This window comes from Streptomyces sp. NBC_01460, from assembly GCF_036227405.1.
In the GTDB taxonomy this organism is placed as follows: domain Bacteria; phylum Actinomycetota; class Actinomycetes; order Streptomycetales; family Streptomycetaceae; genus Streptomyces.
Genome location: NZ_CP109473.1, coordinates 5,946,517 through 5,964,703, shown reverse-complemented (window position 1 = coordinate 5,964,703; position 18,187 = coordinate 5,946,517). Strand labels below are relative to the sequence as shown.

Below are 18,187 nucleotides of genomic sequence, written 5' to 3'. Positions count from 1 at the left end.
AGCCCTCGGGCCGGGGTCAGCGCAGGCCGGTGGAGCGGTTCAGCGCGGCCGTGATCAGCCGGTCCACCAGCTCCGGGTACTCGACACCGCTCGCCTGCCACATGCGGGGGTACATGGAGATCGGAGTGAAGCCCGGCATGGTGTTGATCTCGTTGATGACGAACGTGCCGTCCTCCGTGAGGAAGAAGTCGGCGCGCACCAGGCCCTCGCAGGAGGCCGCCTCGAAGGCCTCGACGGCGAGCCGCCGCACCTCGGCGGTCTGCTCCTCGGTCAGCGGCGCGGGAACCATGCCTGCCGCCGAGTCGATGTACTTGGCCTCGAAGTCGTAGAAGTCGTGCGCGGTGACGGGCGGGATCTCGGCGGGCACGCTGGCGCGCGGTCCGTCCTCGAACTCCAGCACGCCGCACTCGATCTCCCGGCCGCGCAGCAGCGATTCCACGAGGAACTTGGGGTCGTGCCGGCGGGCCTCCTCGATCGCCTCGTCGAGCCCGGCGGCGTCGTCGACCTTGGTGATGCCCATCGAGGACCCGCCGCGGGCGGGCTTGACGAAGAGCGGCCAGCCGTTCTCGGCCGCGAACTCCATGATGCGCTTGCGGGCGGCGGGCTGGTCCGACTCCCATTCCCGGGGGCGGACGACCTCGTAGGGGCCGACCGGCAGCCCGAAGGAGGTGAACACCCGCTTCATGTACTCCTTGTCCTGGCCGACGGCCGAGGACAGGACGCCCGCGCCGACGTAGGGCACCCCGGAGAGCTCGAGGAGCCCCTGGAGGGTGCCGTCCTCGCCGTAGGGGCCGTGGAGCATGGGGAAGACGACGTCGACCTCGCCCAGGACCGTGGGCACCGCACCGGGTTCACCCACGACGACGTCCCGGTTGCCGGGGTCGACGGAGAGCGTCACGGCGCCCCGCGCGGACTCCGCGAGCTGGTCCACGTCGGGCACCTGCCGGTCCGTGATGGCCATGCGGGCGGGGTCGTCGGACGTGAGGGCCCAACGCCCGTCCCTGGTGATACCGATCGGCAGGACGTCGTACTTCGTCCGGTCGATGGCGCTCATGATGGCACCGGCCGTGACGACCGAGATGCCGTGTTCGGAGCTACGGCCGCCGAACACGACGGCCACGCGCGGCTTGCGGCCCTGCGCGGAGCTCCGCTCGGAGCTCAGGGGGCTCTCAGGGCTCTGGGGGAGGTTCTGGCTGCTCATATCGCGATGAGCGTACCTGCTGGTAGGGCTCGAGTCAGCGTCGCTCGGGCTTGGCGCTGCGCGACATCAGCTCCTTGAGGGCGACGACCGGCGGCTTGCCCTCGTGGACGATGCCGACGACCGTCTCGGTGATCGGCATGTCGACGCCGTGCCTGCGCGCCAGATCGAGCACCGACTCGCAGGACTTGACGCCCTCGGCGGTCTGGCTCGTGACGGCGACGGTCTCCTGGAGGGTCATGCCGCGCCCCAGGTTGGTGCCGAAGGTGTGGTTGCGCGAGAGCGGCGAGGAGCAGGTGGCCACCAGGTCGCCCAGTCCGGCCAGTCCGGAGAAGGTGAGCGGGTCGGCGCCCATGGCCAGTCCCAGGCGGGTGGTCTCGGCGAGGCCCCGGGTGATGAGGGAGCCCTTGGCGTTGTCACCGAGGCCCATGCCGTCCGCGATGCCCACGGCGAGGCCGATGACGTTCTTCACGGCGCCGCCCAGCTCGCAGCCGACCACATCGGTGTTGGTGTACGGCCGGAAGTACGGGGTGTGGCAGGCGGCCTGGAGGCGCCGGGCGACGTCCTCGTCGGCGCAGGCGACGACGGCCGCGGCCGGGCGGCGTTCGGCGATCTCCTTGGCCAGGTTGGGGCCGGTGACGACGGCGATGCGGTCCGGGGTGACATCGGTGACGTCCCCGATGACCTCGCTCATCCGCTTGGCGGTGCCGAGTTCGACCCCCTTCATGAGGGAGACGAGCACGGTGCCGGGCTCCAGGTGGGGCGCCCAGTCCGCGAGGTTGGCGCGCAGGGTCTGGGACGGTACGACCAGGACGGCGAAGTCGGCGCCGCGCAGCGCCTCGGCGGGATCGGTCGTGGCCCGCACGGAGGCGGGCAGCTCGACGCCCGGCAGGTAGCCCGGGTTGGTGCGGGTCCTGTTGACGGTCTCGACGACCTCGGCGCGACGGCCCCAGAGGGTGACCTCGCAGCCGGCGTCGGCGAGGACCATGGCGAAGGCCGTACCCCATGAGCCGGTTCCGAAGACGGCCGCCTTCGCGGGGTGCGTCACGTCGATCCCTTTCCCTCTGCCTTGCGCCGCTGTTCAGCACGGGCCCTGCGGTGATCGTAGAGCTCCGCGGGGGCCTTCTCGCCGCGCACCTCCTCGAGCTGGGCGGTGACGGCGGCCATGATGGTCTCGGTGGCCTGGCGCAGGACGTCGGGCGTCGGCTCGAGGCCGTAGTAGCGGGAGAGGTCGACCGGCGGACCGGCCTGTACCCGCAGGGTCTTGCGGGGGAACAGCTGGAGCTTGTTCTCCTTGGCGTAGGGCGGCATCGCGAGGTTGGCGCCCCACTGGGCGACGGGGATGACCGGGGCCTTGGTCATCAGCGCGACCCGGGCGGCGCCGGTCTTGCCGGCCATCGGCCACATGTCGGGGTCGCGGGTGAGGGTGCCCTCCGGGTAGAAGGCGACGCACTCACCCCGCTCGATGGCGTCGACGGCGGCGCGGAAGGCGTCGAGCGCGTTGGTCGTCTCGCGGTACACGGGGATCTGGCCGGTGCCGCGCAGGATCATTCCGACGAAGGGTGTCCTGAACAGCCCCGCCTTCGCGAGGAGCCGGGGCACGCGTCCGGTGTTGTACTGGAAGTGCCCGTACGACAGCGGGTCCAGGTACGAGTTGTGATTGACCGCGGTGATGAATCCGCCGTCGGCCGGAATGTGTTCCATTCCCCGCCAGTCCCGCTTGAACAGAACCACCAGGGGCGGTTTCGCGATGACCGCGGCCAGGCGGTACCAGAAGCCGATTCTGCGGCGGGACACTCGGACGCCTTCCTCTAGAGCTGTGTGCTGCTGCGGGGCCGGCGGCCGTACTGCCTCGCCCCCGGGCCCCTGCTGTGGAGAACACCGTACGCCTCACCCGTGGGGGCGGACCTCCGGGTTGTCGTACCGGCAGGCGAGAATAAGGGCTGATGCGTACGGAGGGGGAGATCGCCACGAACACCGACCCGACCGGCCCCTGGTCCCTGGTCGTCCCGCTGAAGCCGCTCGCGCGGGCCAAGAGCAGGCTCGCCCGGGCGGTGGGCGGGGATCTGCGTCCCCGCCTGGCCCTGGCGTTCGCGCGGGACACCGTGTCGGCGGCGCTGTCCTGCCGGGCCGTGGGGGATGTGGTGGTCGTCACGGACGACCCGGTGGCCGGGGCGGCACTGGCCGCGCTGGGCGCGCGCACGGTGGCCGACACCCCGGCGGCCGGGCTCAACGCCGCGCTGGAGCACGGCGCGCGCTCGGCTCTCGCCCGGCGCGGGGGTGCGGCGGTGGCCGTGCTGAACGCGGATCTTCCCGCACTGCGGACGGACGAATTGGCGCGGGTGCTCGAATTCTCTTCGGCATTTCCCCGCGCATTTGTCGCCGACGCGCAGGGAATCGGCACCACATTTCTTTCCGCGACGCCCGGGGTGGAATTGCGTCCGGGCTTCGGCGGCGCGTCGCGGGCCCGGCATCTCGCGTCGGGAGCGGTGGAGATCGGGCTGCCGGGCCTCGATTCGGTCCGCAGGGACGTGGACACGGGCGACGACCTCGCCGCGGCGCTGGCGCTGGGGGTGGGGCGGTTCACCGCGGATCTGACGGCCCCGGTGGCGCCCGCCGCGGACCGATAGGCTGCCGCTCATGCAGGCGACCTCGTTCACGTACGACTCCGAGACCCGCACCGGCAGTGTGCTGCTCGACGACGGCACCCCGGTGGACTTCGACGCACCCGCGTTCGACGCGGGAGGCCTGCGGCTGCTGCGTCCGGGGCAGCGGGTGCGGATCGAGACCGAGGGCGAGGGGGCCTCGCTGCGGATCACCCTGGTGACGCTGCAGACCCTCTGAGCGCCCCGGTGTGGCCGCCGGCACCCCGGACAGGCCCCTGAACAGCCCGCGGGCCGGGCTCCCCGAGGGGAGCCCGGCCCGGCGCGTATGAGGAACGAGCGGTGCCCGGTCTCACTTCTTGCGTGCGGTGACCTTCTTGGCTGTCGTCTTGCGTGCCGTGGTCTTCTTCGCGGGCGCCTTCTTCGCCGTGGTCTTCTTGGCGGGCGCGGTCTTGGCCGCGACGGTCTTCTTCGTGGCCGTCGCCTTCTTGGCCGGCGTCGCCTTCTTCGCGGCCGACGTGGTCTTCTTGGCCGCGGCCGTGGTCTTCTTCGCCGGCGTCGCCTTCTTCGCGGCCGACGTGGTCTTCTTCGCCGCCGCTGTGGCCTTCTTCGCCGCGGTGGTCTTCTTGGCGGTGGCCTTCTTCGCGGCCGCCTTCGCCGTCGTACGGGTGGAAGAACCGCCCGAGAGGCTGCCCTTGGGGGCCTTCTTCACGGCCACGTCGTTCTTGGGGAGCTTCTTGGAGCCGCTTACCAGGTCCTTGAACCCCTGGCCCGCGCGGAAGCGGGGCACGGAGGTCTTCTTGACCCGCACGCGCTCGCCCGTCTGGGGGTTGCGGGCGTACCGGGCGGGACGGTCGACCTTCTCGAACGAGCCGAAGCCGGTGACCGAGACACGGTCCCCCGCGACGACCGCACGGACGATCGCGTCGAGTACCACGTCGACGGCGTCTGCGGCCTGCTGGCGGCCGCCGACCTTGTCGGCAATCGCTTCTACGAGCTGCGCCTTGTTCACGTCTTCCCCTTCGGAGACATTGCCGGAACGAAACTGTTCAGGCTTTTTCGCACGTTAGGCAGATATATACCGCAAATCAAACACGAAACGGGCTAATCACCCTAGTGCCGCAACGAAGTCGACCGCTGCGCTGTCCGCAGAGTCAGTCACCTTCGGGGAATCGGCCCTCATCGAGGTCCTTCATCAACCGGTCCAGACGTCTTGCCGCGCCTGGGAGATCGTGCTTAGCCGCGGCCGTGACGACCAGCAGCTTCCGGGACAGCGCCATCCGTACGCCCTCCGGGACTTGCAGTGCGCTCACCTTTGCGTGCGCTTCTTTCAATCGGTCGGCGACGTGGCCATAGAGCTCGAGTTGGCTGTCGCGTTCCATGCACCGATTGTGCCATCTGGGGCGAGTTGTCGCCCGAGGGGGTCTCAACAAGCGACTGCGCCCCCTGCCGGGCGGCAGGGGGCGCAGTTCGGGAAAAGCGCTGCTCAGGCGTCAATCGTGCGCGGCTTGTGGGACGGCCGGGCCGCCTCATAAGTCGCAATGTCCGCTTCGTTCTGAAGAGTGAGGCTGATGTCGTCCAGCCCGTTCAGCAGTCGCCAGCGGGCGTTCTCGTCGAGCTCGAAGTCGGCCGTGATCCCGTCCGCGAGGACCTGGCGCTTCTCCAGGTCGACGGTCACCTCGGCCGTCGGGTCGGCCTCGGTCAGCTCCCAGAGGCGGTCGACGACCTTCTGCTCCAGGACGACGGTCAACAGACCGTTCTTCAGGGAGTTGCCGCGGAAGATGTCGGCGAACCGGGAGGAGATGACTGCCTTGAAGCCGAAGTTCTGCAGGGCCCAGACCGCGTGCTCACGCGAGGAGCCGGTGCCGAAGTCGGGGCCGGCCACCAGGACCGTCGCACCCTGGCGCTCGGGGCGGTTGAGGACGAAGTTCTCGTCCTTGCGCCAGGCCTCGAAGAGGCCGTCCTCGAAGCCGTCGCGGGTGACCTTCTTCAGCCAGTGCGCGGGGATGATCTGGTCGGTGTCGACGTTGCTGCGGCGCAGCGGGACGGCCCGGCCGGTGTGTGCGGTGAATGCTTCCATGGCTCTCAGACTCCGGCGGGCGTGCGGTCGTCGGACAGGTCGGCGGGCGAGGCCAGATGGCCCAGCACGGCGGTGGCGGCGGCGACCTGCGGGGAGACCAGGTGGGTGCGGCCGCCCTTGCCCTGCCTGCCCTCGAAGTTCCGGTTCGAGGTGGAGGCGGAGCGCTCACCGGGGGCCAGCTGGTCGGGGTTCATGCCGAGGCACATCGAGCAGCCCGCGTGCCGCCATTCGGCGCCGGCCGCGGTGAAGACCTTGTCCAGGCCCTCCTCGACGGCCTGCAGGGCGACCCGGACGGAGCCCGGGACGACCAGCATCCGTACGCCGTCGGCGACTTTACGGCCGTCCATGATCGAGGCCACGTTGCGCAGGTCCTCGATGCGTCCGTTGGTGCAGGAGCCCACGAACACCGTGTCCACGCTGATCTCACGCAGCGGCTGGCCGGCGGTCAACCCCATGTACTCCAGGGCCTTTTCGGCGGCGTAGCGCTCCGAGGCGTCCTCGTACGAAGCGGGGTCGGGGACGTCGGCCGACAGGGGTGCGCCCTGGCCCGGGTTGGTGCCCCACGTGACGAACGGCGCGAGGGCGGTCCCGTCGATGACGACCTCGGCGTCGAAGACGGCGTCGTCGTCGGTGCGCAGTGTCTTCCAGTACTCCACCGCCGCGTCCCACTCCTCGCCCCGGGGGGCGTGGTCGCGGCCCTGCAGGTAGGCGAAGGTGGTCTCGTCGGGGGCGATCATGCCCGCGCGGGCGCCGGCCTCGATCGACATGTTGCAGATGGTCATCCGGGCTTCCATCGAGAGCTTCTCGATGGCGGAGCCGCGGTATTCGAGGATGTAGCCCTGGCCGCCGCCGGTGCCGATCCGGGCGATGATGGCCAGGATGAGATCCTTGGCGGTGACGCTGTCGGGGAGTTCGCCCTCGACGGTGATCGCCATGGTCCTGGGGCGGGCCAGCGGCAGCGTCTGGGTGGCCAGGACGTGCTCGACCTGGCTGGTGCCGATGCCGAAGGCCAGGGCCCCGAACGCGCCGTGGGTGGAGGTGTGGGAGTCGCCGCAGACGACGGTGGTGCCGGGCTGGGTCAGGCCGAGCTGCGGGCCGACCACGTGCACGACGCCCTGCTCGACGTCACCCAGCGGGTGCAGCCGGACGCCGAAGTCCGCGCAGTTCTTGCGCAGGGTCTCCAGCTGGGCGCGGGAGACGGGGTCGGCGATCGGCTTGTCGATGTCGAGGGTCGGGGTGTTGTGGTCCTCGGTGGCGATGGTGAGGTCGAGACGCCGCACCGGGCGGCCGGCCTGGCGCAGGCCGTCGAACGCCTGCGGGCTGGTCACCTCGTGCAGCAGGTGCAGATCGATGAAGAGGAGGTCGGGCTCGCCATCGGCGCGCCGGACGACGTGGTCGTCCCAGACCTTCTCCGCGAGTGTCCTACCCATCGCTTTCCCTCCGGCCGGCATCCTCGCCGGCCCAACTAGAGATTCGGGTGCCGCCGTCCGGACCCCCGAGCGGGGCGGTGGCTGCGGGCCTTTGTAAGGCCGCACGTACAGGTTCGCAACTTCCGGGGAAAATTGAACTTGCGTTTCACAGAGTGAGACGCGAGTATCGTCGTATGGACAACTCTAGCGGCGTCGGCGTTCTCGACAAGGCAGCTCTGGTATTGAGCGCCCTGGAGTCCGGTCCGGCCACCCTCGCCGGGCTGGTCGCGGCGACAGGGCTCGCACGACCCACGGCACACAGACTCGCCGTGGCACTCGAACACCACCGGATGGTGGCGAGGGACATGCAGGGCCGGTTCATTCTCGGCCCGAGGCTCGCGGAGCTCGCGGCCGCGGCCGGCGAGGACCGCCTCCTGGCGACGGCCGGACCGGTACTCACACATCTGCGGGACATCACCGGTGAGAGCGCCCAGCTCTACCGCCGGCAGGGCGACATGCGGATCTGCGTGGCGGCGGCGGAGCGACTGTCCGGACTGCGGGACACCGTGCCGGTCGGCTCCACCCTCACCATGAAGGCGGGTTCGTCCGCGCAGATCCTGATGGCCTGGGAGGAGCCGGAGCGTCTGCACCGGGGCCTGCAGGGGGCCCGCTTCACGGCGACCGCCCTCTCCGGCGTACGGCGGCGGGGCTGGGCCCAGTCGATCGGCGAGCGCGAGCCGGGCGTGGCCTCCGTCTCGGCGCCGGTCCGCGGACCGTCGAACCGGGTCGTCGCCGCGGTGTCGGTCTCCGGCCCCATCGAGCGCCTCACCCGCCACCCGGGCCGGATGCACGCCCAGGCGATCATCGACTCGGCGGCGCGGCTGAGCGAGGCGCTGCGCCGCACGGGCTGAGCCCCTTCACCTCCCCCTCCGGCCGCCCCAGCGTCGTGGCGGCCCAAGTCATGTGCCACACACCCGAGATGAACACCTCGCCCACGGTCCGCACCGGCGGGGACATCAGCGCCGCGGACACGCAGAAGGCCCTCCACCGAAGTGAAGGGCCTTGTCGTACTGCTGTGTTGTACCCCCGACCGGATTCGAACCGGCGCTACTGCCGTGAGAGGGCAGCGTGCTAGGCCGCTACACAACGGGGGCGTGGTTACTGCTGACTTGCGCTGGGCTACCAGGACTCGAACCTAGAATGACGGTACCAGAAACCGTAGTGTTGCCAATTACACCATAGCCCATGGTGTGACAAGTACCCCCGACCGGATTCGAACCGGCGCTACTGCCGTGAGAGGGCAGCGTGCTAGGCCGCTACACAACGGGGGCCCTAGCGATCCTGCATCAAGAACGTGGGTGCGACCCAGATGTTCTCGCGGGAAGGATCTGTACCCCCGACCGGATTCGAACCGGCGCTACTGCCGTGAGAGGGCAGCGTGCTAGGCCGCTACACAACGGGGGCGTGTTACTTGGTTTTGCGCTGGGCTACCAGGACTCGAACCTAGAATGACGGTACCAGAAACCGTAGTGTTGCCAATTACACCATAGCCCACTGAAACGCAACCCCTGGGGGTTCTGTTTCTGTCTGCGCCTCCCTGCCGGACCTTTCGGCCCGCTCGGGCGGCGCAGGAAGAACATTACCCGAAGGTGTCCGGCGCTCCAAAACGGGTATCTCCCGCCAGCAGGCCGGGGAGCTCTGCCAGCCCTGTGATCCGGACGAGTTCGGGGCGCCCGCCCCGTCCCTCCCTGTCCAGCCAGATCCCGGTGAGCCCGGCGGCCACGGCGCCGCCCGCGTCGATGTCGGGTTCGTTGCCGACGTACGCCACCTCGTGCGGGTCGAGCTCCAGGACCTCGCAGGCCGCGTGGAAGGCACCCGCGTCCGGCTTGGAGATGCCCAGCTCGACGGCGCAGACCACCGCTTCGAAGCGGTCCCGCACCCCGAGGGCGCGCAGCTTGCGGTCCTGGTTGTGGATGCTGGAATTCGACAGGACGGCATGGCGGAAGGTCCCCGCCAGCCGGTCCAGGACCGGCAGGGTGTCAGGGAAGAGCGCCCAGGCGGCCTCGTAGTGGGTGGCGTGACGGCCGAACCACTCGTCGGCCTCGCCATCGCTCAGCCACCGCCCGAGGAAGGCGCGGACGCGCTCCCTCCGCTGCTGCTGGAAGTCGAGCTCGCCGGCGGCGAAGCGTGCCCATTGCACGTCCGTGACGGCCTTCCAGGCGTCGAGGGCGCGCTCCAGGGAGTCGTACCCCTCGGGGAAGCCCTCGCGCTCCAGATGCTTGCGCATCCCGGTGCGGTCGGCGCCGGAGTAGTCGAAGATCGTGTCGTCGATGTCCCAGAGCACCGCGCGGATCGGCATGTGAGCGAACTTACCCCGTGCGCCGCTCCGGCGGGTCCGGTCCGAAAAGCCCGGAGGCCGGGGCCCCCGACGGGTTCCCCGGCCTCCGGTGTGCGTGCTGCCCGTTATGCGGCGAGCTTCGCCAGCGCGGCGTCGATGCGGGCGACGGTCTTCTCGCGGCCCAGGATCTCCAGGGACTCGAAGAGCGGCAGACCCACCGTGCGGCCGGTGACGGCGACGCGGACCGGGGCCTGCGCCTTGCCGAGCTTCAGGCCGTGCTTCTCACCGGCGGTGAGGACGGCGGTCTTGAGCGCCTCGGCGTTCCACTCGGCCTCGGTCAGCTCGGCGCGGGCCGTGACGAGCAGGGCGTCGGAGCCCTCCTTCATGGCCTTGGCCCAGGACGCCTCGTCCTGGACGGGCTCGTCCAGGAAGAGGAAGTCGACGTTGGCCGTGATGTCCGAGAGGACCGTCACACGGGTCTGGGCGTGCGGGGCGATCTCGGCGAACTGCTCCGCGTCGAAGGCCTCGGGCGCCCAGGGGGCGAAGGGGGCCTTCAGCCAGGGGCCGCAGGCCTCGGTGAAGGTCTTCACGTCGAGCATCCGCAGGTGCTCGGCGTTGATGTGCTCGGCCTTCTTCAGGTCGAAGCGCGCCGGGTTGGCGTTGACGTCGGCGATGTCGAACGCCGCCACCAGCTCGTCACGGCCGAAGATGTCGCGGTCCTCGGCGATCGACCAGCCGAGCAGCGAGAGGTAGTTGAGCAGCCCCTCGGGCAGGAAGCCGCGCTCGCGGTACAGGTTGAGCGAGGCCTGCGGGTCACGCTTGGAGAGCTTCTTGTTGCCCTCCCCCATGACGTAGGGGAGGTGACCGAAGGCCGGGGTGTCCTTGGCGATGCCCAGCTCGATGAGCGCCCGGTAGAGGGCGATCTGGCGCGGGGTGGAGGAGAGCAGGTCCTCGCCGCGCAGGACGTGGGTGATCTCCATCAGGGCGTCGTCGACCGGGTTGACGAGCGTGTAGAGGGGAGCACCGTTGGCGCGGACGATGCCGTAGTCCGGCACGTTCTCCGGCTGGACCGTGATGTCCCCGCGGACCAGGTCGGTGAAGGTGATGGCCTCGTCGGGCATCCGGAAGCGGACGATCGAGGTGCGGCCCTCGGCCTCGTACGCGGCCTTCCGCTCGTCGCTCAGGTCGCGGCAGTGGCCGTCGTAGCCCGACGGCTTGCCGGCGGCGCGGGCGGCGTCGCGCCGGGTGTCGAGCTCCTCGGTGGTGCAGTAGCAGGGGTACGCGTGGCCCGCGGCCAGGAGCTTCTCGGCGACGTCCTTGTAGAGGTCCATCCGCTGCGACTGGCGGTACGGGGCGTGCGGGCCGCCGACCTCGGGGCCCTCGTCCCAGTCCAGGCCGAGCCAGCGCATCGAGTCGAGCAGCTGGCCGTAGGACTCCTCGGAGTCACGGGCCGCGTCGGTGTCCTCGATGCGGAAGACCAGCGTGCCCTGGTGGTGCCGTGCGAAGGCCCAGTTGAAGAGAGCCGTCCGGACCAGGCCCACGTGGGGGTTGCCGGTCGGGGAGGGGCAGAAACGTACACGGACAGGTGCGTTAGCCACGCTTGATCACCTTGTTGGTGAGAGTGCCGATGCCTTCGATGGTGACGGCGACCTCGTCGCCGACGTGCAGGGGGCCGACCCCTGCGGGGGTCCCGGTGAGGATCACGTCGCCCGGGAGCAGCGTCATGGCCTCCGTGATGTGGACGACCAGGTCCTCGACGGACCGGATCATGTCGCTCGTGCGCCCGAGCTGTCGCTGTTCGCCGTTGACCGTGGCCTGGATGGCCAGGTTGCCGGGGTCGACGTCGGTCTCCACCCATGGGCCGAGCGGGCAGGAGGTGTCGAAGCCCTTCGCCCGGGCCCACTGGCTCTCGCGCCGCTGGACGTCGCGTGCGGTGACGTCGTTGGCGCAGGTGTAGCCGAAGATGACGTCCTTGACGCGCTCACGCGGGACCTCGCGGCACATGCGGCCGATCACCACGGCCAGCTCGGCCTCGTGGTGCAGCTCCTCGGAGAAGGAGGGGTACTCGATGGAGTCGCCGGCACCGATCACCGAGGTGGTGGGCTTGAAGAAGGCGACCGGCACGTCCGGGACCTCGTTGCCCATCTCGGCGGCGTGTTCCGCGTAGTTGCGGCCGATGGCCACGACCTTGTTGGGAAGCACGGGCGGCAGCAGCCGGACCTTCTTCAGCGGGACCTTGGTCCCCGAGAGCTCGAAGTCGGTGTACGGGATGCCCTTGATGATGTCGAGGACGAGGCTGTCGGGGCTGTCGCCCTCGACCGCGCCGAAGGCGACATTGCCGTCGATGGAGAACCTGGCGATGCGCACGGGATGCTGTCGCCCCTCACTTGCTGGCTGGCTGAAGACTGACGCTCCAGGCTAACGCGGGAGAGGGGGACAGCCGTGCGCATGACGCCGTGCGCAGGGCCGTCAGCCGGCCGCCGCGACCGGGGCCTCCATGAGGATGGTGCGGCGCGGGTTGGCCGTCTGGGTCGGCAGGTCGACGGCGTGCTCCCGCTGCTCCGGCGTCTGCAGCGCGGCGGCGTCCTCGAGGTGCGCCAGCGTCGTGCGCCGGGGGTTGGCGATGTTGCGGAACGTCATCGTCGTCTTCATCTGCCGTGTGGACCCTTGTCGCTGGGGCGCGGCCCGGAGGTGCGCCGGTTGTCGGATTCGCTATCCCTGTAAAGCTTCAGGCTAAACATCGGATTCCCGGACGTGGCCGGGATGAGACGGCGATCATCATGTGAGTTTGCTCACGAAGTTGCCGACAATTCGCTCATTCCAGACAGTTGATCACGGGATGCAAAACCGACAATACGGCTCTGAATCTGCCATTCCGCTCCCGATCATGGCGTCTGGGACACCTGTCACCCCGGGAGGGTGCACCCTTAATTGCCCGGTTTGACCGTGAACACGCTCCACGCCTTGTGATCCACCCATCACACCGTGTCATCCAGGTCACAGCCCGGTACGCGGGCCTTGTTGGAGATCCTCCACTGTGCTGGAATTCCACGCACCGCCGCGGGTTTCAGGCCCAGCGCGCAGGGGCGCAACGCAGCGCCGAGTGGCGGCGGGAGGGGGAAGTACGCCGGTCACTCACGACCACCATGGGGCGCGTCCAGCGCCCCACGACGCCGACACCGTCCGACCGCGCCACGCGCGGAGGGACGCCTGGTCCAGAGGTTGCGACGCTAGTGCAGGGACGTTTCAAGAGGGATGGCATGGGGTCGCCCCAGCCCCGCCAGGGCCGAGGGGAAACCCCGGCGGACCAGGAGCCGCGGGGCGGGAACGACCGCGGTTCCTCACCCCAGCACGCCCAGAATCCCGGCGCGGCCGGTGACGGCGGCGAGCGTGCGCAGCGCTCCGGCACGACGGGCACCGGCGGCGCGGACACCGCGACGCCGGCCACACCGGCCGGACCCACCACGGCCGGATCGCGCCTGGCCCTGCGCAACTGGCGCATCAGCACGCGTCTGGTCTCCCTGCTCGCCCTCCCCGTGGTCGCGGCGACCACCCTGGGCGGACTGCGGATCAACGAGTCCATGAACGACATGGACCAGCTGGAGCACATGCAGCTGCTCACCAAGATGACCAAGCAGGCGACCGCGCTCGCCAACGCGCTCCAGGAGGAGCGCGACAAGTCGGCAGGCCCGCTGTCCAACGGCGTGAAGGCCACCGACTACAAGGTCACCCAGCCCCGCGAGCGCACCGACCGCGCCAAGGACGCCTTCTTCGAGGCGACCGACGAGATAGGCAACACCCCCGGCGACGCGGCCCTGGACAGCATCCACGCGAGCGTCGCCCAGATCGGCGTCCAGCTGGGCAACATCACCAGCATCCGCAAGGACGCGTACGCCAAGGACAGCCCCAGCCTCAACACGGTCGACCAGTACAGCCAGCTGATCACCTCGCTGCTGAGCCTCTCGCAGGACATGGCGCAGGCCACCAGCAACCCCGAGATGATCAAGCGGACGCGTGCGCTGGCCGCCTTCTCCTCCTCCAAGGAGTACGCCTCCGTCGAGCGCGCGATCATCGCCGCGGCCCTGCCGGGCGGTGACAGCGACAAGACGCACCTGAACGACAACGACCAGGCGTTCGGGCGCAACGCGCTCGGCAAGGCGGGCACGACCCTCAAGACCTTCGAGACGACCTACGAGTCCACCGGCAAGAGCTCCGCCGAGCTCCTGGCCCCGCTGGACAACGGGAACCCCGAGATCACCGCCGCGGACATCTACGCGAAGAAGGTGCTCGACAGCCCGCTGGGCATGGAGGGCAACGGCAAGACCCGTACGTACATGGACTGGTACGACCAGAGCTCGAACAAGATCCAGGCCATGAAGACCATCGAGGAGACGCTCCTCGGTGAGATGGAGAGCAAGGCCCGCGAGCTCCGCGAGGAGTCGCAGCGCGACGCGATCCTCAACGGTGCGATCATCCTCATCGTCCTCGGTGTGTCGCTGGTCGGCGCCTTCGTGGTGGCGCGGTCCATGATCCGCTCGCTGCGCCGGCTGCAGGACACCGCGACCCGGGTCGCCCAGGACCGGCTGCCCGAGCTCGTCAAGCAGCTCTCCGAGACGGACCCGCAGGACGTCGACACCTCCGTCGAGTCGGTCGGTGTGCACTCCCGGGACGAGATCGGCCAGGTGGCCGCGGCCTTCGACGACGTGCACCGCGAGGCGGTCCGTCTGGCCGCCGAGCAGGCGCTGCTCCGAGGCAACGTCAACGCGATGTTCACCAACCTCTCGCGCCGAAGCCAGGGCCTCATCCAGCGTCAGCTCTCGCTCATCTCCGAGCTGGAGTCCCGCGAGGCCGACCCGGACCAGCTGTCCTCGCTGTTCAAGCTCGACCACCTCGCGACCCGTATGCGCCGTAACGGCGAGAACCTGCTCGTCCTCGCGGGTGAGGAACCGGGACGCCGGTGGACCCGGCCCGTGCCGCTGGTCGACGTGCTCCGTGCCGCCGCCTCCGAGGTGGAGCAGTACGAGCGCATCGAACTGGCCGCCGTTCCCGCCACCGAGGTCGCCGGCCGCGTCGTCAACGACCTCGTGCACCTTCTCGCCGAGCTGCTGGAGAACGCCACGTCGTTCTCCTCGCCGCAGACGAAGGTCCGGGTCACCGGTCACGCGCTGCCCGACGGCCGTGTGCTCGTCGAGATCCACGACACCGGCATCGGCCTCTCCCCCGAGGACCTGGCCGCGATCAACGAGCGGCTCGCCTCGCCGCCGACCGTGGACGTCTCGGTGTCCCGGCGCATGGGTCTGTTCGTGGTCGGCCGGCTGTCCCTGCGTCACGGCATCCGCATCCAGCTGCGTCCCTCGGACTCCGGCGGCACGACCGCACTGGTCATGCTGCCCATGGAGGTCGCGCACGGCGGCAAGCAGCCGCCGAAGCCGGGCCAGCAGGGCAAGGGCCCCCAGGGCGGCGCCCCGGGCGGCCTCCTCGCCGGCGGTGCTCCCGCCGCGGGCGGCCAGCGTCCCGGACTCGCCGGTCCCGGCGCGGCTCCCGCCAAGGGGCTCGGTGCCACCGCTCCGCGTGGCCAGGTCGGCGCGGGCGCGTCCCCGCGGGCCGCGCTCCCCTCGCGCGACGGCGGACCGCGTCAGCCGCAGCAGGGTCCCGGCCAGCAGGGCAACGGCCAGCAGGGTCCCGGCCAGCCCAACCAGGGCCGGCCCGAGGCCCCGCGCCAGGGTGGCGGCGGCCTCGCCGGCGCCTTCGCCGGTGGCGCCCGTCCGGGTGCGCGGCCCCCGCAGGACCCCTCGGCCGGCGCGGACTCCGGCCGGCCCAACCTCTTCGGCCACTCCGGCCAGCAGAGCGGCCCGCCGGCCCGGCAGGCGCCGCAGCCGCAGCAGGGCGGTCAGCAGCAGCCCGGCGGCCCCGGCCGCCAGCTGCCGCCCTCGGGCGGACCGCGGGCAGAGCTGCCCGGCGGTGGCCCGCAGCGCCCGCAGAACACCAGCTGGGGTGTCGAGGAGCAGGGCGCTCCCCGGCGTACGCAGCCGGACTCACCGCGCGGTCACGAGGAGCACGACGCCGGCCGGTTCGCCCGGCCGGGCACCTCCGCCCCGAACCAGCCGTTCAGCCCGCCGAACCAGCGTCCGCCGATGAACGACCGCCAGGGCCCCGGTGCAACGGCGGAGTTCGCCCGGCCGGACTTCTCGGCCCCGCAGGCGCCCCACGCCCCGCAGGGCCAGGACCCGGCGAGCACCGCCCAGTTCGCCCGTCCCGACTTCAACGCGCCGATGCCGCAGGACCAGGGCTACGGTGGCCAGGGCTACGGCGCCCAGGCCCCGCAGGTTCCCGCTCCCCGTCGGAACGACAACGCCGACTTCGGCGCACCGCGTCCCCCGGCCCTGCCGCAGCAGCCCGAGGCGCTGCCGCCGGCCGGTCCCGGCGACGGGCGCACGCCGCTGTACGACACGCTGGAGACGAACTGGTTCCACGGCCCGCAGCAGGGCGGCCAGCCGCCCGCCGCGGAGCCGCAGGCGCCGGCCGCTCCTCAGCCCGTCGGCACCCCGCCTCCGGCCATGCCCCGGCGTGGTGCGGCCGACACCGGTGCCACCAGTTCGTGGCGCGCTTCACCCAACGACGAACTCGTACGGCAGGCGGAGCGGGTCAAGAAGCCCGCCGCCGGCGGGATCACCACTTCCGGGCTGCCCCGCCGTGTCCCACGTGCCAATTTGGTGCCAGGCACTGCTCAACAGCAGAATCATCAGTCCGGACCTCAGGTTTCGCGTGCGCCCGATGACGTACGCGGCCGTCTGACCAATCTCCGCCGGGGCATCCAGCAGGGACGACAGGCCAACACCGGCTCGTCTACCGGCAGTTTCCAACTCGGCCCCACTCACCAGCAGGAGCGTTAGTTGAGCCCCATGAGTCAGGCCGCGCAGAATCTGAACTGGCTGATCACCAACTTCGTGGACAACACCCCAGGGGTGTCCCACACGGTGGTGGTCTCCGCGGATGGCCTGCTGCTGGCGATGTCCGAAGGTTTCCCGCGCGACCGCGCCGATCAGCTGGCGGCTGTCGCCTCCGGGCTGACGTCGCTGACGGCGGGGGCCTCCCGGATCTTCGAAGGCGGCGCCGTGAGCCAGACGGTCGTGGAGATGGAGAGAGGTTTCCTCTTCCTCATGTCCATCTCGGACGGGTCCTCGCTCGCCGTCCTCGCGCACCCGGACGCGGACATCGGTCTGGTCGGGTACGAGATGGCACTCCTCGTCGACCGCGCGGGGACCGTCCTCACCCCCGACCTGCGCGCCGAGCTACAAGGAAGTCTGCTCCACTAGGCGGCCATGCGGCATACACCTGACACGATCCCCCCAGGTACTACTCAAAACCCTCACCCGTCCGGCCGACACAGCCCCCCACCGGCCACCTTCAGACGGCAAGCCGACACCCTGCTGTCACGCCCGGAGGATTTATGACCCCGCCACCCGCCTCACCTGATCCGTACGGCGCACTGCACCACGCGTCGTACGACGGTGAAGGCGACCAGCCGCTGGTCCGCCCCTACGCCATGACCGGCGGCCGGACCCGGCCTCGCTATCAGCTCGCGATAGAGGCGCTGGTCAGCACCACAGCAGACCCCGCCCACCTCGGGACCCTGCTCCCCGAACACCAGCGGATCTGCCACCTGTGCCGCGAGGTCAAGTCGGTGGCCGAGGTCTCGGCCCTGCTGTCCATGCCCCTGGGTGTGGCGCGGATCCTCGTGGCAGACCTGGCGGAAGCCGGCATGGTGGCCATCCACCAGCCGGGCAATGGAGAGGCCGGCGGCGCGCCGGATGTGACACTGCTCGAAAGGGTGCTCAGTGGACTTCGCAAGCTCTAGCGGCGGGACGGCCCGCTCCACCACCTCGGCGAAGATCGTGGTGGCAGGGGGCTTCGGCGTGGGTAAGACCACGTTTGTCGGTGCCGTTTCGGAGATCAATCCGCTGCGCACCGAAGCCGTGATGACGTCCGCGTCCGCGGGCATCGACGACCTGACCCACACCGGGGACAAGACCACCACCACGGTGGCCATGGACTTCGGACGCATCACCCTGGACCAGGACCTGATCCTCTACCTGTTCGGCACCCCCGGACAGGACCGCTTCTGGTTCATGTGGGACGACCTGGTCCGCGGCGCCATCGGCGCCGTCGTCCTCGTCGACACCCGCCGCCTCGCCGACTGCTTCCCCGCGGTCGACTACTTCGAGAACAGCGGCCTCCCCTTCGTCATCGCCCTCAACGGCTTCGACGGACACCAGCCCTACACACCCGACGAAGTACGCGAAGCCCTCCAGATCGGCCCCGACGCCCCGATCATCACGACGGACGCCCGGCACCGCGCGGACGCCAAGAGCGGTTTGATCACCCTGGTCGAGCACGCCCTCATGGCCCGGCTGAAGTAGTCGCAAGTCGGTAGCGATCTACGGAAGTTGCTGTAGTCACGCGGGGGCGGCCTGTGTCCTTTGACACGATCCGCCCCCGCGTTCATAACATTTCGACAGAGAATTGGAGCCTCATCAATACCCGATGCGCACGACCGGT

Annotated in this window: 18 protein-coding genes and 5 tRNA genes; 7 read left to right on the top strand and 16 right to left on the bottom strand. The window is 70.2% G+C overall.

Going from position 1 to position 18,187, the window contains the following annotated elements:
• Positions 1-16 precede the first annotated feature (16 nt).
• Genes OG488_RS27060 through OG488_RS27050 form a run of 3 tightly spaced genes read right to left on the bottom strand, consistent with a single transcriptional unit; the run spans position 17 to position 2,995 of the window.
• The gene (locus OG488_RS27060) at positions 17-1,201 is read right to left on the bottom strand and encodes a D-alanine--D-alanine ligase family protein (protein WP_329233282.1); all 1,185 of its coding nucleotides are present in this window, start codon (positions 1,199-1,201) and stop codon (positions 17-19) included.
• Positions 1,202-1,235: 34 nt separating this feature from the next.
• Entirely contained in the window at positions 1,236-2,246 is a 1,011-nt protein-coding gene (locus OG488_RS27055; protein ID WP_329233279.1) for an NAD(P)H-dependent glycerol-3-phosphate dehydrogenase, read from the bottom strand.
• A complete protein-coding gene (locus OG488_RS27050; RefSeq protein ID WP_329233277.1) occupies positions 2,243-2,995 on the bottom strand; it encodes a lysophospholipid acyltransferase family protein in 753 nt (250 codons plus the stop codon). The genes OG488_RS27055 and OG488_RS27050 overlap by 4 nt, the downstream gene beginning before the upstream one ends.
• Positions 2,996-3,144: 149 nt before the next feature.
• On the opposite strand from OG488_RS27050, the gene cofC reads away from it, so the two are divergent.
• Together cofC and OG488_RS27040 are read left to right on the top strand one after the other, a co-directional pair.
• Complete coding sequence (cofC, locus tag OG488_RS27045) at positions 3,145-3,828, top strand: 2-phospho-L-lactate guanylyltransferase (protein WP_329233275.1); 684 nt, start codon at positions 3,145-3,147, stop codon at positions 3,826-3,828.
• Between the two features lie 10 nt (positions 3,829-3,838).
• The gene (locus tag OG488_RS27040; protein WP_147959669.1) at positions 3,839-4,042 is read left to right on the top strand and encodes a hypothetical protein; all 204 of its coding nucleotides are present in this window, start codon (positions 3,839-3,841) and stop codon (positions 4,040-4,042) included.
• Positions 4,043-4,153: 111 nt separating this feature from the next.
• Here the strand turns inward: OG488_RS27040 and OG488_RS27035 are convergent, their stop codons facing one another.
• The 4 genes from OG488_RS27035 to leuC all read right to left on the bottom strand — a co-directional run bounded on the left by OG488_RS27035 (position 4,154) and on the right by leuC (position 7,311).
• Complete coding sequence (locus OG488_RS27035) at positions 4,154-4,813, bottom strand: HU family DNA-binding protein (RefSeq protein ID WP_329233270.1); 660 nt, start codon at positions 4,811-4,813, stop codon at positions 4,154-4,156.
• A 142-nt stretch (positions 4,814-4,955) separates the two neighbouring features.
• Positions 4,956-5,183, bottom strand: coding sequence for a hypothetical protein (locus OG488_RS27030; protein WP_329233268.1), 228 nt, complete (start codon positions 5,181-5,183; stop codon positions 4,956-4,958).
• A 104-nt stretch (positions 5,184-5,287) separates the two neighbouring features.
• Positions 5,288-5,881 carry a 3-isopropylmalate dehydratase small subunit gene (gene leuD / locus OG488_RS27025; RefSeq protein WP_329233267.1) on the bottom strand — a complete coding sequence of 198 codons (594 nt, stop codon included), beginning with the start codon at positions 5,879-5,881 and terminating at the stop codon, positions 5,288-5,290.
• A gap of 5 nt (positions 5,882-5,886) precedes the next feature.
• Positions 5,887-7,311, bottom strand: a complete 1,425-nt coding sequence (leuC, locus tag OG488_RS27020; RefSeq protein WP_329233265.1) for a 3-isopropylmalate dehydratase large subunit — start codon at positions 7,309-7,311, stop codon at positions 5,887-5,889.
• A 173-nt stretch (positions 7,312-7,484) separates the two neighbouring features.
• On the opposite strand from leuC, the gene ndgR reads away from it, so the two are divergent.
• Positions 7,485-8,201 (top strand): IclR family transcriptional regulator NdgR, encoded by a 717-nt coding sequence (ndgR, locus tag OG488_RS27015; protein WP_033303994.1) that lies wholly within the window; start codon positions 7,485-7,487, stop codon positions 8,199-8,201.
• A 170-nt stretch (positions 8,202-8,371) separates the two neighbouring features.
• Here ndgR and OG488_RS27010 read toward each other — a convergent pair.
• From OG488_RS27010 to OG488_RS26970, 9 genes are all read right to left on the bottom strand, one after another.
• Positions 8,372-8,444, bottom strand: a tRNA-Glu gene (locus tag OG488_RS27010).
• A gap of 20 nt (positions 8,445-8,464) precedes the next feature.
• Positions 8,465-8,536: transfer RNA gene (locus OG488_RS27005), tRNA-Gln, on the bottom strand.
• A 12-nt stretch (positions 8,537-8,548) separates the two neighbouring features.
• Positions 8,549-8,621 (bottom strand) — tRNA-Glu (locus OG488_RS27000).
• 60 nt (positions 8,622-8,681) lie between these two features.
• Positions 8,682-8,754, bottom strand: a tRNA-Glu gene (locus OG488_RS26995).
• 18 nt (positions 8,755-8,772) lie between these two features.
• Positions 8,773-8,844, bottom strand: a tRNA-Gln gene (locus OG488_RS26990).
• A gap of 85 nt (positions 8,845-8,929) precedes the next feature.
• Positions 8,930-9,649, bottom strand: a complete 720-nt coding sequence (locus tag OG488_RS26985; RefSeq protein ID WP_329233263.1) for an HAD family hydrolase — start codon at positions 9,647-9,649, stop codon at positions 8,930-8,932.
• Positions 9,650-9,753: 104 nt separating this feature from the next.
• On the bottom strand, positions 9,754-11,226 hold the full coding sequence (gene gltX, locus OG488_RS26980; RefSeq protein ID WP_329233261.1) for a glutamate--tRNA ligase: 1,473 nt from the start codon (positions 11,224-11,226) through the stop codon (positions 9,754-9,756).
• Positions 11,219-11,995, bottom strand: a complete 777-nt coding sequence (locus tag OG488_RS26975) for a fumarylacetoacetate hydrolase family protein (RefSeq protein WP_329233260.1) — start codon at positions 11,993-11,995, stop codon at positions 11,219-11,221. Before OG488_RS26975 ends, gltX begins: the two co-directional genes overlap by 8 nt.
• A gap of 102 nt (positions 11,996-12,097) precedes the next feature.
• Positions 12,098-12,280, bottom strand: coding sequence for a hypothetical protein (locus OG488_RS26970; RefSeq protein ID WP_329233258.1), 183 nt, complete (start codon positions 12,278-12,280; stop codon positions 12,098-12,100).
• Between the two features lie 608 nt (positions 12,281-12,888).
• Here OG488_RS26970 and OG488_RS26965 point away from each other — a divergent pair.
• The 4 genes from OG488_RS26965 to OG488_RS26950 all read left to right on the top strand — a co-directional run bounded on the left by OG488_RS26965 (position 12,889) and on the right by OG488_RS26950 (position 18,048).
• Positions 12,889-16,521, top strand: a complete 3,633-nt coding sequence (locus OG488_RS26965) for a nitrate- and nitrite sensing domain-containing protein (RefSeq protein WP_329233257.1) — start codon at positions 12,889-12,891, stop codon at positions 16,519-16,521.
• Between the two features lie 9 nt (positions 16,522-16,530).
• Entirely contained in the window at positions 16,531-16,944 is a 414-nt protein-coding gene (locus OG488_RS26960) for a roadblock/LC7 domain-containing protein (RefSeq protein WP_006127850.1), read from the top strand.
• Between the two features lie 134 nt (positions 16,945-17,078).
• Entirely contained in the window at positions 17,079-17,486 is a 408-nt protein-coding gene (locus OG488_RS26955; protein ID WP_003966010.1) for a DUF742 domain-containing protein, read from the top strand.
• Positions 17,467-18,048, top strand: a complete 582-nt coding sequence (locus OG488_RS26950; protein WP_014153856.1) for a GTP-binding protein — start codon at positions 17,467-17,469, stop codon at positions 18,046-18,048. Before OG488_RS26955 ends, OG488_RS26950 begins: the two co-directional genes overlap by 20 nt.
• The last annotated feature ends 139 nt before the right edge of the window (positions 18,049-18,187 follow it).

Coding starts and splice junctions, on each gene's coding strand:
- OG488_RS27060 (WP_329233282.1), bottom strand. CDS start 1,201: ATGAGCAGCCAGAACCTCCCCCAGAGCCCTGAGAGCCCCCTGAGCTCC.
- cofC (WP_329233275.1), top strand. CDS start 3,145: ATGCGTACGGAGGGGGAGATCGCCACGAACACCGACCCGACCGGCCCC.
- OG488_RS27040 (WP_147959669.1), top strand. CDS start 3,839: ATGCAGGCGACCTCGTTCACGTACGACTCCGAGACCCGCACCGGCAGT.
- OG488_RS27030 (WP_329233268.1), bottom strand. CDS start 5,183: ATGGAACGCGACAGCCAACTCGAGCTCTATGGCCACGTCGCCGACCGA.
- leuD (WP_329233267.1), bottom strand. CDS start 5,881: ATGGAAGCATTCACCGCACACACCGGCCGGGCCGTCCCGCTGCGCCGC.
- leuC (WP_329233265.1), bottom strand. CDS start 7,311: ATGGGTAGGACACTCGCGGAGAAGGTCTGGGACGACCACGTCGTCCGG.
- ndgR (WP_033303994.1), top strand. CDS start 7,485: ATGGACAACTCTAGCGGCGTCGGCGTTCTCGACAAGGCAGCTCTGGTA.
- OG488_RS26985 (WP_329233263.1), bottom strand. CDS start 9,649: ATGCCGATCCGCGCGGTGCTCTGGGACATCGACGACACGATCTTCGAC.
- OG488_RS26970 (WP_329233258.1), bottom strand. CDS start 12,280: ATGAAGACGACGATGACGTTCCGCAACATCGCCAACCCCCGGCGCACG.
- OG488_RS26965 (WP_329233257.1), top strand. CDS start 12,889: ATGGGGTCGCCCCAGCCCCGCCAGGGCCGAGGGGAAACCCCGGCGGAC.
- OG488_RS26960 (WP_006127850.1), top strand. CDS start 16,531: ATGAGTCAGGCCGCGCAGAATCTGAACTGGCTGATCACCAACTTCGTG.
- OG488_RS26955 (WP_003966010.1), top strand. CDS start 17,079: ATGACCCCGCCACCCGCCTCACCTGATCCGTACGGCGCACTGCACCAC.